Source organism: Blastococcus mobilis (assembly GCF_900188025.1).
Classification (GTDB): domain Bacteria; phylum Actinomycetota; class Actinomycetes; order Mycobacteriales; family Geodermatophilaceae; genus Blastococcus_B; species Blastococcus_B mobilis.
Genome location: NZ_FZNO01000002.1, coordinates 278,560 through 292,230, shown reverse-complemented (window position 1 = coordinate 292,230; position 13,671 = coordinate 278,560). Strand labels below are relative to the sequence as shown.

Annotated in this window: 11 protein-coding genes and 1 riboswitch; of the genes, 6 read left to right on the top strand and 5 right to left on the bottom strand. The window is 73.1% G+C overall.

The window, feature by feature from the left end:
* Nucleotides 1-89 precede the first annotated feature (89 nt).
* On the top strand, nucleotides 90-3,395 hold the full coding sequence (locus CHB94_RS03140) for a DEAD/DEAH box helicase (RefSeq protein ID WP_089335114.1): 3,306 nt from the start codon (nucleotides 90-92) through the stop codon (nucleotides 3,393-3,395).
* A gap of 519 nt (nucleotides 3,396-3,914) precedes the next feature.
* Here the strand turns inward: CHB94_RS03140 and CHB94_RS03135 are convergent.
* Both CHB94_RS03135 and CHB94_RS03130 read right to left on the bottom strand, forming a co-directional pair.
* Nucleotides 3,915-4,442 (bottom strand): hypothetical protein, encoded by a 528-nt coding sequence (locus CHB94_RS03135; RefSeq protein ID WP_089335113.1) that lies wholly within the window; start codon nucleotides 4,440-4,442, stop codon nucleotides 3,915-3,917.
* A gap of 78 nt (nucleotides 4,443-4,520) precedes the next feature.
* On the bottom strand, nucleotides 4,521-5,420 hold the full coding sequence (locus CHB94_RS03130) for an SMP-30/gluconolactonase/LRE family protein (RefSeq protein ID WP_089335112.1): 900 nt from the start codon (nucleotides 5,418-5,420) through the stop codon (nucleotides 4,521-4,523).
* 150 nt (nucleotides 5,421-5,570) lie between these two features.
* Between CHB94_RS03130 and CHB94_RS03125 the strand changes: the two genes are divergently transcribed.
* Entirely contained in the window at nucleotides 5,571-6,776 is a 1,206-nt protein-coding gene (locus CHB94_RS03125) for an HNH endonuclease signature motif containing protein (protein ID WP_089335111.1), read from the top strand.
* A gap of 75 nt (nucleotides 6,777-6,851) precedes the next feature.
* Complete coding sequence (locus CHB94_RS03120; RefSeq protein ID WP_089335110.1) at nucleotides 6,852-8,897, top strand: carboxyl transferase domain-containing protein; 2,046 nt, start codon at nucleotides 6,852-6,854, stop codon at nucleotides 8,895-8,897.
* 18 nt (nucleotides 8,898-8,915) lie between these two features.
* Here CHB94_RS03120 and CHB94_RS03115 read toward each other — a convergent pair whose 3' ends face one another.
* Together CHB94_RS03115 and CHB94_RS03110 are read right to left on the bottom strand one after the other, a co-directional pair.
* Nucleotides 8,916-9,434, bottom strand: coding sequence for an HAD domain-containing protein (locus CHB94_RS03115; protein ID WP_089335109.1), 519 nt, complete (start codon nucleotides 9,432-9,434; stop codon nucleotides 8,916-8,918).
* Nucleotides 9,435-9,476: 42 nt separating this feature from the next.
* Nucleotides 9,477-10,892, bottom strand: coding sequence for an ADP-ribosylglycohydrolase family protein (locus tag CHB94_RS03110; protein WP_089335108.1), 1,416 nt, complete (start codon nucleotides 10,890-10,892; stop codon nucleotides 9,477-9,479).
* A 111-nt stretch (nucleotides 10,893-11,003) separates the two neighbouring features.
* On the opposite strand from CHB94_RS03110, the gene CHB94_RS24930 reads away from it, so the two are divergent.
* Together CHB94_RS24930 and CHB94_RS03105 are read left to right on the top strand one after the other, a co-directional pair.
* Entirely contained in the window at nucleotides 11,004-11,162 is a 159-nt protein-coding gene (locus CHB94_RS24930) for a hypothetical protein (protein ID WP_176445384.1), read from the top strand.
* 88 nt (nucleotides 11,163-11,250) lie between these two features.
* A complete protein-coding gene (locus CHB94_RS03105; protein WP_089335107.1) occupies nucleotides 11,251-12,207 on the top strand; it encodes a D-2-hydroxyacid dehydrogenase family protein in 957 nt (318 codons plus the stop codon).
* A 54-nt stretch (nucleotides 12,208-12,261) separates the two neighbouring features.
* Here the strand turns inward: CHB94_RS03105 and CHB94_RS03100 are convergent, their stop codons facing one another.
* Nucleotides 12,262-12,789 carry a C40 family peptidase gene (locus CHB94_RS03100; RefSeq protein WP_089335106.1) on the bottom strand — a complete coding sequence of 176 codons (528 nt, stop codon included), beginning with the start codon at nucleotides 12,787-12,789 and terminating at the stop codon, nucleotides 12,262-12,264.
* A gap of 12 nt (nucleotides 12,790-12,801) precedes the next feature.
* Nucleotides 12,802-12,963, bottom strand: a riboswitch (cyclic di-AMP (ydaO/yuaA leader).
* A 410-nt stretch (nucleotides 12,964-13,373) separates the two neighbouring features.
* On the opposite strand from CHB94_RS03100, the gene CHB94_RS03095 reads away from it, so the two are divergent.
* Nucleotides 13,374-13,604 carry a hypothetical protein gene (locus CHB94_RS03095; protein ID WP_141137403.1) on the top strand — a complete coding sequence of 77 codons (231 nt, stop codon included), beginning with the start codon at nucleotides 13,374-13,376 and terminating at the stop codon, nucleotides 13,602-13,604.
* Nucleotides 13,605-13,671: the final 67 nt, after the last annotated feature.

Genomic DNA, 13,671 nt, shown 5'->3' with positions numbered 1-13,671 from the left:
GGCACGCATCGAGCGGAGCGGGCTCCGGGCACCGCGCGCGGCGCTGTGGACAGTCGTGTGGGCCGGATCGTCCCGGTTAGCCTCGATGGGTGCTGGACGAGTTGCGGCCGATGCTCGCCGACGCCGTCATCCGTGGCACGGTGGGCGGCGAGGCATTCCGCCGGGGTGCGGTCTACGCGGAACAGGGCCGGGTGTCCGACGTCGTCTGGTCCCGGCGGCTCGGCCAGCTCGCCGCCACGGTGCGCGGGGGCGGGGGGAGCCGGTACAGCACCGTCGCGGAGTACGACGCGAGCGGATCCCAGTGGTGGGGGGAGTGCAGCTGCCCGGTCGGGGTCGACTGCAAGCACGTCGCCGCCCTGCTGATCACCGCCCGGCACGCTTTGGACGACCCGTCGGGCTCCTCTGCCCGTGCCGGGGCCCCGGCGGGAGCCGCGTGGGAGCTGGCGCTCGCCGACCTGGTCCCGTCCGGCGACCCGGCCGGGAGCCGCCCGGGCACCCCGCTGGGTCTGCAGTTCGAGGTCGAGGCGGCGGCCGGCGGGCGGTCCGCCGTCGCGGCGTGGTCGGTGCGGCTGCGCCCCGTCGTGACCGGCGCCAAGGGCCGCTGGATCCGGACCGGTGTGTCCTGGCGGGCCCTGCAGTACGACTACCAATCGCGGCACGATCCGGGCCAGGCCGGCGCGCTGCGCGCCGTGTACCGGGCGCACCAGGTAGCCCAAGACGCTTCCGGGTTCTACGGCTACTACAACTCCGCGGACGCGCCGGTGCGGCTGGAGGAGTTCGGTCCGGCGCTGTGGCCGGCGCTGCAGCAGGTGGTCGACGAAGGCGTGCCGATGGTGACCGCGACCGGCGCCCCGGTCCGGCTCAACGGTGAGCCGGCCCCGCTGGGAGTCGACCTGCGCCAGGAGCACGATGCCGACCTGCGGGTCGAGCCGGTGGTGCACGTGGACGGGATCGCCGTGCCTGCCGAGGCGGTGCGACTGCTCGGCTCCCCGCCGCACGGCGCCGTGCTGCTCCCCGGTGTGCCGGACGTGCCGGCGGAGCTGGTGCCCGACGGCGGCTTGACGCTGACACCGGTGCAGCGGGTGTCGCGACGGACGCAGAGCCTGCTGTCGGCGGGCGAGCTGCGCGTGCCGGCCGCCGACCGAGATCGCTTCCTGACCGACTTCTACCCCGCGCTGCGCCGGGTGCTGCCCGTGCAGTCCTCGGACGGCACGGTGGAGCTCCCCGAGGTGCACGCCCCGGAGCTGTGCCTGCGGGTCGACCACGCCGCCGGGCACCGGGTCCGGCTGGCGTGGTCGGTGCAGTACCGCATCGGCGACGACGTCCGCCGCCTGCCGCTGCCGGCCGAGGACGACGCCGCCTTCCGGGACGCGGCCGCCCTCCGGGACGCCGCCGCCGAGGAGCGGCTGGTGCGGTCGCTGCCGCTGCCGGCCGAGCGGTTGCCCGGGTTGTGGGAGTCGGGGCCGCAGCGACGGCTGGCGCCGACCGCCGAGCTGCACGGGATGGACGCCGTCGTCCTGACCACCGAGGTGCTGCCCCGTCTCGTCGCGGCGGGTGTGCTCGTCGAGGTGACCGGCGAACCGCCGGACTACCGGCACACCGCGGCCGCCCCGGTGGTGCACGTGTCCGCAACCGAGGGGCCGGACGCCGACTGGTTCGACCTCGGGGTCACCGTCACCGTCGACGGCGAGGACATCCCGTTCGTCCTGCTCTTCACCGCGCTCGCCGCGGGCGACTCGCACCTGGTGCTGCCCAGCGGCACCTGGTTCGACATCCGCCGGCCCGAGTTCGACCGGCTGCGGCAGCTGATCGAGGAGGCGCGGGCGCTGCAGGACGCCGAGCAGCCGGGCCTGCGGATCAGCCGCTACCAGGCCGGACTGTGGGAGGAGTTGGTCGAGCTCGGGGTGGTGGCCGAGCAGAGCGAGCGGTGGTCGCGGGACGTCCGGGCGCTCCTGGACGTCGACGACGCGGCGCCGCCCGCGGCTCCGGCGGGGCTGGCCGCGCAGTTGCGGCCCTACCAACTCCAGGGCTACCAGTGGCTGTCGGTCCTCTGGGACGCCGGCCTCGGCGGCGTGCTCGCCGACGACATGGGGCTCGGCAAGACCGTGCAGACGCTCGCGCTGCTGTGCCGGGCGCAGGAGGCGGGTGAGCTCACCGCTCCCGTGCTCGTGGTGGCACCCACCAGCGTGGTGTCGAACTGGGTGCGGGAGGCCTCGCGGTTCGCGCCGGACCTCCGCGTCCGCGCCATCGATGCCACCGCACGGAAGCTGGGCGTCCCTCTGTCCGAGGCGGCCGAGGGCGCCGACGTCGTCGTCACGTCGTACACGCTGCTGCGCCTGGGTGAGGACGACTACCGCGAGCTGCCGTGGAGCGGGCTGGTGCTCGACGAGGCGCAGTTCGTGAAGAACCACGCAGCCAAGACCTACGCCGCCGCGCGGCGGCTCCCGGCCCGGTTCAAGCTGGCGATCACCGGCACCCCGGTGGAGAACAACCTGATGGACCTGTGGTCCATGCTCTCCATCGTCGCGCCCGGACTGTTCCCGAACCCGCAGAAGTTCACCGAGCACTACCGGATCCCCATCGAGCGGGGCGGCGATCCGGAGGTGCTGGCCGCGCTGCGCCGGCGCGTCCGGCCGCTGATGCGCCGCCGCACGAAGGAGCAGGTCGCCACCGAGCTGCCACCCAAGCAGGAGCAGGTGCTCGAGGTGGTCCTCAACCCCAGGCACCGCAAGGTCTACGACACCCATCTGCAGCGGGAGCGGCGCAAGGTGCTCGGGCTGGTCGACGACCTGCAGCGGCACCGGTTCACGATCTTCCGCTCGCTGACCCTGCTCCGGCAGCTGGCGCTGGACCCGGCACTGATCGATCCCGAGTACGCGGCCATTCGGTCGAGCAAGGCCGACGCCTTCCTCGAGCACCTGCAGGAGGTGGTCGCCGAGGGGCACCGGGCGTTGGTGTTCAGCCAGTTCACCGGGTTCCTGGCCACCGTCCGGAGGCAGCTCGATGCCCACGGACTGCCCTACACCTATCTCGACGGCCGGACGCGGAACCGGCAGGAGCGGATCGACCAGTTCCGCAGCGAGCGTGCCCCGGTGTTCCTCATCAGCCTCAAGGCCGGCGGCTTCGGCCTCAACCTCACCGAAGCCGACTACGTCTTCGTGCTCGACCCGTGGTGGAACCCGGCGGTCGAGGCGCAGGCGGTCGACCGCACGCACCGCATCGGCCAGGACAGGACGGTGATGGTGTACCGGCTGGTGGCCGCCGGCACGATCGAGGAGAAGGTCATGGCGCTCCAGGAGCGCAAGCGGGACCTCTTCGCCCGTGTTCTTGACGACGACGACGGCGCGCTGGCCGGACCGCTGACCGCCGAGGACATCCGCGGCCTGTTCAGCTGACCTTCGGGCAGGGCTCACCCGGACGAGCGTCGACATGTCGACAGGACGGATCGGGCGCCGACCTGCCGGTCCACCCGGAGAGGGCTGCCTGTCTCGAGGCGGCCGTCCTCGACTCCAGCAGTGCGGCGATCGGCCCGACGTCGTCGAGCTGCCCGGCCGCGACCGCCATCACGAGGTCCTACGCCTCATCGTTCGAGAGAGTCACCCGGAAGCCGTTCATGCCGTAGAACGCGATGATCGCGGCCGATGCGAGCCGCCTGCTGCCGTCCACCAACGCGCGCGCGGGCGAGGGAGTGCAACAGGGCGGCCGCTCTGTCATGGACCGTCGGATAGGCGTCGCCGCCGAACGCCGTGGATCGCGGTCTGGCCGACGCGGACTCCAGCAGGGCGACCTCGCGCACCTGGACGTCCGCGCAGGTGCCCCGATCCGCGCCCCTCGTCGGACCAGCCGACGGCGGGGCGCGACGGCCGTCGACGTCGAGCAGCGAAACCCGAGGAGGAACGGGGGACGCCGTCCGTCTACCCGGCCGGTGTGTCCTCAGCCAGGCGGGCGCCACGGAGCCGGACTCCCGCGCCCCAGCGGCACGCGGCCGGGTCGACCGCGTTGGGGTTCAGCTCGCCCGTGTCGACCGCCGCCACCTGTGCCCACGCGGGTCCGACACCGAAGCGGACGACGTCCCTCAGGTCGCCGGTGAGCACGACGTCGTGGGTCGTGATGAGCTCGTCCGGTACCGGATCGCAGTCGGGCGACCCGCAGCCGCACGCGTCGTCGGCATCGAAGCGTGCCGTCACCGTGACGGTGACCCGGTCGCCGGGGGCGGTACCCCGCAGGCGATGTTCCTTGCCGAACTTCCCGGCGGTGGACTCGCCCAGCACATCACCTTCCGTGAGCACCTGTACCTGGCATACGACGCCGTCGGTCACCCCCATGCCCCGGCCCGGCCCGTGGAGCACGCGCAGCGTGCCGCCGACACCACTGTCGGCAAGCCGACGGTCATCCCCGTCGGTGTAGTCGAACGGGTACTTCCCGGCCTTCCGCCGCCCCATCGCCGCACCTCCTACCCGCGCCACTGCACCGCCCGGATTCTGATCCCGAACGTGCGTCGGCGGGAACGAGCAGGGACGTCAGGGCAGGCCAGCGTGCGGGACGGCGACCTCCGTCGACACCAGCACCGCCTCGCGCACCGGCGCCCGCGTGTGCTCGTAGAAGTCCGGTGCGCAGCACATCAGCAGCGTGCGGCCGTCGTCCCCACCGAGCGCGCAGGCGTAGACGCCCATCCCGTCAGGCGCGGCGATCTCGTCGACGATCGCCCCGCCGGGCGCGACGCGCAGCACTCGCGACCGGAACCCGTCGGCGACCCAGACGTGCCCCTCGGCGTCCAGCGTGCACCCGTCGGGGGCGACGACGATCTGGCCCAGCAGCTCCTGGATCGAGCCGCCCACCGGCATGGGTCCCAACTCCGCCCACACCCGCCGGTTGCCCAGCGAGCCGTCCGCGGCGATGTCGAAGGCGGAGAAGCGGTTGCCCCACGTCTCGCCGACGATCAGCGTGCCGCCGTCCGGAGTGATCACCGAGCCGTTCGGGAAGCGCAGGCCCTCAGCCACCACGGTGACGGTGCCGTCCGGGTCGACCCGCTTCAGCGACGCCTGGGCCGGCGCGCCGCCGCCCATCAGGTCGAAGCCGAAGTCGCCCACGAACGCCCGGCCGGACGCGTCGACCACCATGTCGTTGAGGTGTCCGCCGCAGACGTGCGAGAGGTCGGCGTGCGTCGACACCTCCCCGTCGGACACCCGCAGCAGCCGGTGGTCCTTCATCGAGACGACGAGCAGCGAGCCGTCCGGCAGCCAGCCGAGCCCCGAGGGCTGGTTCTCCACCTCGAGGACGACGGTCTCGCCGGCTCCAGGAGTCACCCGGCTGACGGTGTGCCGGTAGAAGTCCGAGACCCACCACTCGCCGTCGTGCCACCGCGGCCCCTCGAAGTACGAACCGCCCTCGAGCACCGTCCGGAACGCTTGATCCGCCATGGGTGGGGACGCTACGGGTCTTGCCGCCTCCCGACGAGACGGAGCGGCCGGTCGCGGGGAAATCTCGCCTCTGACCTGTGGATTCATGGTGCGAGAGCATCCATGTCGCGATAGCATTCGTACACACGTTCGACGGCTGGGGAGGTGGCGATGGGTGAGTTGCAGTCGGCCCTCGACGCCCTCGCCGCGGACGACGTCCGCAGCCTCGCACCGCGGCAGCAGCTCGACCGGATCACCGAGATCCTCGAGGCACGGAACCGTCTCGACGCCCAGCTGGCCCGCTCGGTACGTGCCGCGGAGCTCCAGCAGGCACCCGAGGACGACGGCCTGAAGTCCATGCAGTCGTGGCTGCGCGGCCACGGTCGGCTGAGCCCCGCCGCGGCCGGGCAGCTGGTCCGGAACGGCCGGGCGCTGGAGCACCTTCCCGCCCTGGCAGCGGCATTCGAGGACGGCGCCGTGACGGCCGAACAGGTCGCGGTCGTCGCGCCGGTGGTGAAGGAGGACCGGCGGACGGCGGCACTGGCGCAGGACATCGACCTCGCCGAGGTCGACCGGACCCTCGCCGCCGTCGCCGCGGAGCGAGCGATCGCGCAGCTGACCCGCGTGGTGCACCACTACCTGTCGCGCCTCGACCCCGACGGCCCCGAGCCCGACCCCACCGACGAGCGGTCGCTGACCCTGTCGAAGTTCTCCGACGGCACCGTTGTCGTCCGCGGTCAGCTCGACGCCATCGGCGGCGAGAAGCTGCAGGCGGCGCTGGAGGCGATCACTCAGGCCGACCGACCCAGGGGCGACATGCGGACCCGCGCCCAGCAGCTCGCCGACGCGATGGTGCAGCTGGCCGACAACCAACTGGCCTCCGGGGACCTCCCGTTCCTGCGGACGGTCAAGCCGAACGTCATCGTCACGATCCCGGTCGACGACCTGCTCGACCCGGCCACCGGCCGGGCCGCCGCGACCACCGGCTTCGGGGGCCTCGTCTCGTCGGCCACGGCACGCGCGCTGGCCTGCGACGGCAGCATCACCCCGGTCGTCATCGACGAGCACGGCATGCCGCTGAACATGGGCCGCACCAAGCGGGTCGTGCCGCCGCATCTCCGCAAGGCCGTCGAGCTCCGCGACCAGGCCTGCGTCTTCGCCGGCTGCGCCGCGCCGAAGTACTACTGCGACGTCCACCATCTCCAGCACTGGATCTTCGGCGGGGAGACCTCGCTCGAGAACTCAGCCCTGTTGTGCGAACGGCACCACACCAAGGTCCATCACGGGTTCCGCGTCGAACGAGATCCCGGCGGACGATGGCGAACGTTCCGGCCCGATGACAGCGAGATCGTCATCGGGGTGCCCGTCCCCGTCTGAACCCCGGTGCGTGGGGCCGCAGCGCACGGTGACGGCCGGCACAGAGCTGCCGTGGCGGCGTGCGAGCATCGCCGGGTGGCCGACCGCCTGCTGATCGCCAACCGCGGAGAGATCGCCGTCCGCCTCGCCCGCGCCGCGGCCGCCGAGGGCCTCACCTCCGTCGCCGTCACCGCCGCCGACGAGCCCGACGCCGCGCACCTCACCGCCGCCGACGAGAGCCACGTCCTCCCCGGCACCGGCCCGGCCGCCTACCTGGACGTGGCCGCGGTGGTCACCGCCGCGACCGCGACGGGCTGCGACCTGCTCCACCCCGGCTACGGCTTCCTCTCGGAGAACCCCGCCCTGGCCGACGCCTGCGCGAAAGCCGGCCTCACGTTCGTCGGCCCACCGCCCGGCACCCTCGACCTCTTCGGCGACAAGGTTCGCGCCCGGGCCCTTGCCGAGACCGCGGGCGTCCCCGTCCTCCGGGGCACGCAGGCCGGCCGCCAGCGCCAGCTGCTCGCCACGGTCGAGCACTCCGACGGGGACCGCCAGCACGAGGCCGGCGAGATCGACCTCGACGCCGACCGCCCCGACCTCGCGGAGGTCCGCCGCCGCCACGAGATGGGCCTCGACGCGCACCGCCCCGGCCCCGTCCGGCGCCGGCACGCCCAGGGACGGCGCACCGCGCGGGAGAACCTCGCCGACCTCGTCGACGAGGGCAGCTTCCTCGAGTACGGCCCGCTCGTCTTCGCCGCGCAGGAGCGCCGCCGGAGCAGGGAGGAGCTCCAGCATAAGACGCCGGCCGACGGCGTCGTCGGCGGGCTCGCCGACGTCAACGGCGACCTGGTCGGCCGGGAGCGCAGCGCGGCCGTCGTCGTGTCCTACGACTACACCGTGCTGGCCGGCACCCAGGGGATGCGCGGCCACCTCAAGAAGGACCGGCTGTTCGAGCTCGCCGAGAAGCGCCGGCTGCCCGTCGTGCTGTTCGCCGAGGGCGGTGGTGGGCGACCGGGCGACGTCGACCTCCCGGTCGTTTCCGCGCTCGACACCATGGCGTTCACGCTGTTCGGCCGGCTCTCCGGCCTGGTGCCGACCGTCGGCATCGCCAGCGGCCGGTGCTTCGCGGGCAACGCCGCGCTGCTCGGCACCTGCGACGTCGTCATCGCCACCGAGGACGCGAACATCGGCATGGGCGGCCCGGCGATGATCGAGGGCGGCGGGCTCGGCGTCGTCGCCCCCGAGGAGATCGGCCCGATCGACGTTCAGCACGCCAACGGCGTCGTCGACATCCGCGTCGCCGACGATGCCGCCGCCGTCGCCGCGGCGAAGCGGTACCTCTCCTACTTCCAGGGTCCGGTCGACGACTGGACAGCGCCCGACCCGCGGCTCGCGCGCCACCTGGTGCCCGAGAACCGCAAGCGGGTCTACGACATGCGCGCGGTCCTGAACGCGATCGCGGACGAGGACAGCGTGCTCGAGCTCCGCGACGGCTGGGGCACCGGGATGATCACCGCCCTCGCGCGGGTCGAGGGCGCGCCGATCGGCGTTCTCGCCAACGTGCCCACCCACCTCGGCGGGGCCATCGACGCCGACGCCGCCGACAAGGCAGCCCGCTTCCTGCAGCTGTGCGACGCCCACGGACTCCCGGTCGTCTCCCTCTGCGACACCCCGCGCTTCATGGTCGGCACCGAGTCGGAGAAGACGGCGACCGTGCGGCACTTCTCGCGGCTGTTCGTCATCGGCGCGAACCTGTCGGTGCCGATCGGCACGGTCGTCGTCCGCAAGGCGTACGGGCTCGGTGCGCAGGCGATGGCCGGCGGCAGCATGAAGGTGCCGCGGTTCGCCGTCGGCTGGCCGACCAGCGAGTTCGGCCCGATGGGGCTGGAGGGCGCCGTCCGGCTCGGCATGCGTCGGGAACTGGAGGCGATCGAGGACGACGACGCGCGGCAGGCCGCCTACGAGGCCGCCGTCGCCGCCGCGTACGAGAACGGCACCGGGCTCAACGTCGCCGCGCACTGGGAGATCGACGACGTCATCGACCCCGCCGACACCCGCCGCTGGATCACCACGCTCACCCGGGAGGTCGCGGACACGCCGCGGCCGGCCGGGCGGGTGCGGCCGCACGTCGACACCTGGTGAGGGGGCTCGAAGCTCCCCTCACAGCCACGCCTCGATCGCGTCGAGCTGCTCGTGGGTGAGCCCGACGAACAGATCCGGGGCGACCACCAGCACGTGCGGATGGGCGGCGAGCCAGTCACCGGTGTCCGCGGCCTGCTCGGCCAGGTCGTCGTCGATCCAGATGATCCGCCGGTCCGGCTCCGCCTCGGCGACCTCGCGGGCCAGTTCCAGCTTCCACCAGCCCGACCGGCCACCGAGCGGCCCGAGGAAACCCGTCGGTGCCGCGTCGGCCGGGGCGTGGGTCTTCAGCCCGCGCGGCAGCCCCATCGGCTCGGCCAGCAGCCGGTCGGCGTTCGTCGTCCAGGTGGTGAGCCACTGGATCTCCACCCGGCCGGAGTCGTGCAGCTCGCGCAGCCGGGCCGTGACGGTCGGGTCCCACGACAGCACGAACCCGTTGAACGTGCCGCGTCGCCAGCCCTCGGGCAGGTCGAGGCGGGCCGCGTTGAGCACGCCGTCGACGTCCAGCAGGAGGATCGGGACGTCGCTGGTCGGGGGCATGCGGCTTCCTTCAGGTCGTGGCAGCAGACCGGGTTCGCATGTTCAGGGAGTGCCACTCGGGCTCGACGGGCTCACCCGTTCCAGTGCGGCGGTGAAGCTGGCGTTCCAGAGGCCGAGGTGCGGCCAGCGTTCGGCGACGTGGTCCGTCGCCTCCTGCGCCGACATGCCTTCGGTCCGCCGCAGCCAGGCACGCAGCACCAGGCCGGTCCGCGAGGCGCCGCCGTGGCAGTGCACCAGCAGCCGGTGGCCTTCTGCGCGCAGCGCCGCCATGTCGTCGAGGACGTCGGCCAGCACGGTGTCGACGTCGGCGTTGTAGTCGTCGTCCGCGATGTAGGCCATGCGGTGCACCTCGTGCGGGAACGGGTCGCCGAGCCGGCACAGCGAGATGACGGCGAAGTCCTCCTCGCTGTACCGGGCGCCGTCCAGGTTGCCCGCCCAGATACCCGGTAGCACCTCCGCCGGCCCGATCCGGGGGATGACACCCGGCTCGTACCGCTGCAGCGGCTTCCCGTCGAGCGCCGCCGCGAGCTCCTGCAGATCCGCCAACCCCCACCGTCGATCGCCGAACCCGGGCACCCAGCCGTGCACCGCCGACGACCAGCGCATCGGGATCCCGCCCATGCCGAACACCGCACCCGCCAGCCCGCCGGCGACGCAGGCCACCGTGTCGGTGTCCCCGCCGAGGTCGATCACCAGCCGCATCGCGTCGGCGAAGTCGCGCCCGTGCCGCAGCGCCCACACCGCAGTGCCGAGCGTCGGCCACACCGCACCGTTGGATTCCGTCGCCTGCTCCGGCGTCCAGCCCGGATCCAGCACCGCCGTCCACTTTCCCCGGTGCTCAGGCGCCACCAGCGACAGCGCAGCAGGAACCGCGGCCAGGGGATCGCCGCCGTCCAGCGCCACCCGCAGCAGCTCGTGGAACACCACGCATCCCTCGCCGGCCGCCGGATCGCCGTGCGTCAGCGCAGAAACCCGTCGCGCGGCATCCGCGGACGCCTCCGCGCCGAACCGGGAGAACCAGATCGCCGCCGGCGTCGCCCGCATCAGCGAGCCGTTGCCGGCGGCGCGGCCGCCCGAAGCGAAGTGCTCGGCCGCCGCGGAGTCCCACGGCCGCCCGGAGGTGAGCACGGCGCGGGTCTGGTTGCCGATGTCCGGTGGGTCGGCGGCCGCCCAGCGCAGGAACCGGTCGAACAGATCCGCCTCGTCGAGGCCGTTGCTCTCCAGCAGCGACTCGGCGACCAGTAGTGCCATCTGGGTGTCGTCGGTGAACTCGCCCGGCTCCCACCCGAGCGACCCGCCGCCGCACATCTCCGTCCGCGAGCCCCGGACCGGCGTGGGGAAGCGGGCCGAGAACTGGCCGGGCGGACCGAACTCGAACGGAGCCCCGAGCGCATCACCGACGGCAGACCCGACGAGGGCGCCGGCGACCCGATGGGAGCGGTGCATCGTCAGCGGCATGAGGACATCCTCACCCAGCGACTCGCACGATCGGTCGACACGGACGGGAGCGTGGTTGGCCCCCCGTTCGTTCGGGCACCGAGGGGGTCGGTCAACCACGAGGAGGCGAACATGGCAGGCATGATCCGGAAGCTCATCGCGTCGGGCGTCGCGGCGAAGGTGCTGCAGGAGGCCCGCAAGCCGCAGAACCAGGCCAAGATCAAGAAGATGATCGCGGACTTCCAGAACAAGAACAAGGGTGGCACCGGCCGCACCGGCGGTTCCTACTGACCCTGACAGGCATCGGCCCCTGCCCGCACACCGCGGGCGGGGGCCGTCGTCTGTCGCGCGAGGGCCTCCGTGCAGTAGACCCACACCCATGCACCGCATCGCCGTCCTCGACGACTACCAGTCCGTGGCGCACACGTTCACCGACTGGTCGCAGGTTCCCGAGTCCCTCGAGGTCGTCGAGTTCCACGACCACGTCGCCGAGCCCGACGCCCTCGTCGCCCGGCTCCAGATCTTCGACGTCGTCCTCGCCATGCGGGAGCGCACGCGCTTTCCGCGGGAGGTGCTGGAGCGGCTGCCCAACCTCCAGTTGCTGGTGACCACCGGGATGCGGAACAAGTCCATCGACGTCGAGGCCGCCTCCGCCCTGGGCATCACCGTCTGCGGCACCGGCTCCCACGCGACGGCCACGCCGGAACTCACCTGGGGCCTGATCCTCGCGACCCTCCGCCACATCCCGCAGGAGGACGCCGGCATGCGCGCCGGCGGTTGGCAGCAGACCATCGGCGGCGACCTCTCGGGGCACACGCTCGGCGTCGTCGGCCTCGGGCGGATCGGCACCCAGGTCGCCACGGTGGGCCGGGCCTTCGGCATGGACGTCGTCGCCTGGAGCCAGAACCTCACCGACGAGCGCGCCGCCGAGCACGGCGTCCGCCGTGTCGAGAGGGACGAGCTGTTCGCCACCGCCGACGTCGTCACCGTCCACCTGCTCTGGTCCAGGCGCACCCGCGGCCTCATCACCGCCGACGACTTCGCCCTGATGAAGCACACCGCCGTCTTCGTGAACACCAGCCGAGGCCCCATCGTCGAGGAGGGCGCCCTCATCGACGTCCTCCGCGAGGGACGCATCGCCGGTGCGGGCATCGACGTGTACGACCAGGAGCCGCTGCCGCGCGACCACCCGCTGCGGGACCTGCGTCGCGCCGTCCTGACGCCGCACCTGGGCTACGTCACCCGCGGCACCTACGAGGTCTTCTACCGCGAGGCCGTGGAGGACGTCGCCGCCTTCCTGGCCGGCACACCCGTGCGAGTGCTCACCCCCGCCTGATCCGGCGGAGGGCAGGGCCCGGGTGCCCCGAACGGCCGGGGCACCCGGGCGATCTCAGGCGAGCCGGCGGGCCGAGTGGAAGCCCGGCATGCGGTCGAAGCTCGAGACCTTGACGACGTCCCCGGCCCTCGGCGCGTGCACCATCTGCCCGTTGCCGATGTAGATGCCGACGTGGCTGACCGGGTTGTAGAAGAACACCAGGTCACCGGGACGCAGGGCGTTCCGCGACACCGGCGCGCCCATCTTCGACTGCATGCGGGACGAGTGCGGGAGCTTGACGCCGGCCGCCGCGAAGGCGCGCTGCGTCAACCCGGAGCAGTCGTAGGAGTTGGGGCCGGCGCCGGCCCAGACGTAGGGCTTGCCCTTCTGGGCCAGCGCGGTGCTGACGACGGTCTGTGCGGCGGAGCTGGCCGCAGCGGCGGCCGGGGCGGCCGCCACCGCGGCGGAGGACGGGCCACCACCCCCAGCGGCCGCCTGGGCGGGGAGGGGACTGAGGGCGACTCCGGCGCCCGCGAGGAGCACGAGGGCGGCCCGCCGGACGGCGGGAAGTGAACCGGATCTGGGCATGCGGGTAGTCGTCATGGACGACGGATCTCCTGTTCTCCACAGCCGCCTACCGAGTTAGCTGTCGGGTTCGGGCGGGGAACTCGCCCGGCGCGCCGGATCTCACTCCGGCCCGCGCTTCACCCCAGTACTGCGGTGGGTCCCCGGTCCGGGCGTCAGCAGCGCTCACGCCCGGTTCGGCGGCGTCCGGCGGGGGAGTCACGCGGTCGGTGACGGTGGGGGCCCGGCCGGACGGCGAGAACGGTAGGGACGTACTGGGCGGTCCGCAGCAGGGGTCCGACCGGCACGACGGGGCTCCGCAGCGACGCTCACCGGCTCACCGTCGGACGGTGGTGAGCCCCTCACCACCGCCTATCCGATGGCCGGCCCCGAGCGCCGCCGATCGAGACCTGGGCCACAGTTGCGCTCCGTAATCTCTTCGGTGGCGGCGCGGCGGCACGCCTCGTGAGGGACCACGCCGACGAGCGCTCCGTGCTCCGACCGGATCACGCCACCGGACACCGGGGAAATCCCGCGGACAAGCTGTCGCCCGGCGGGTTGCGTCGGGGCCATCACGGCTATGACCGGAGAGCAGCGCACGACTCGGACGAGGGAGTGCAGTGATGACCGAAACCGGCCGTCCCTACGGCGGCGTCAACGACCCGAGCAAGGAGGAGGGCGTGCCCGGCGAGCGCCCCGAGAAGGACCAGGTGACCGCCGCTCCCGAGCAGTCACCGCGCGCGGCGCAGGGCGGCATGTCCGACGACGTCACCCATGTCCCGGAGGGCGGCGCGGGGGAGGGTCCCGAGAGCAGGCGACCCGGAGCAGCGGACGCCACCGGCCCCCAGGGCTGACCTCCACCGCGTGAACCACCCGGCTCCTGCGTCACCTGACCCGGGCCGACGTCGTTGGTCCCCCTGA

Excerpts from the sequence above, each read along its gene's own strand:
- CHB94_RS03125 (WP_089335111.1), top strand. The coding sequence starts at position 5,571 with ATGGGTGAGTTGCAGTCGGCCCTCGACGCCCTCGCCGCGGACGACGTC.
- CHB94_RS03130 (WP_089335112.1), bottom strand. The coding sequence starts at position 5,420 with ATGGCGGATCAAGCGTTCCGGACGGTGCTCGAGGGCGGTTCGTACTTC.
- CHB94_RS24930 (WP_176445384.1), top strand. The coding sequence starts at position 11,004 with ATGGCAGGCATGATCCGGAAGCTCATCGCGTCGGGCGTCGCGGCGAAG.
- CHB94_RS03095 (WP_141137403.1), top strand. The coding sequence starts at position 13,374 with ATGACCGAAACCGGCCGTCCCTACGGCGGCGTCAACGACCCGAGCAAG.
- CHB94_RS03105 (WP_089335107.1), top strand. The coding sequence starts at position 11,251 with ATGCACCGCATCGCCGTCCTCGACGACTACCAGTCCGTGGCGCACACG.
- CHB94_RS03115 (WP_089335109.1), bottom strand. The coding sequence starts at position 9,434 with ATGCCCCCGACCAGCGACGTCCCGATCCTCCTGCTGGACGTCGACGGC.
- CHB94_RS03110 (WP_089335108.1), bottom strand. The coding sequence starts at position 10,892 with ATGCCGCTGACGATGCACCGCTCCCATCGGGTCGCCGGCGCCCTCGTC.
- CHB94_RS03135 (WP_089335113.1), bottom strand. The coding sequence starts at position 4,442 with ATGGGGCGGCGGAAGGCCGGGAAGTACCCGTTCGACTACACCGACGGG.
- CHB94_RS03100 (WP_089335106.1), bottom strand. The coding sequence starts at position 12,789 with ATGACGACTACCCGCATGCCCAGATCCGGTTCACTTCCCGCCGTCCGG.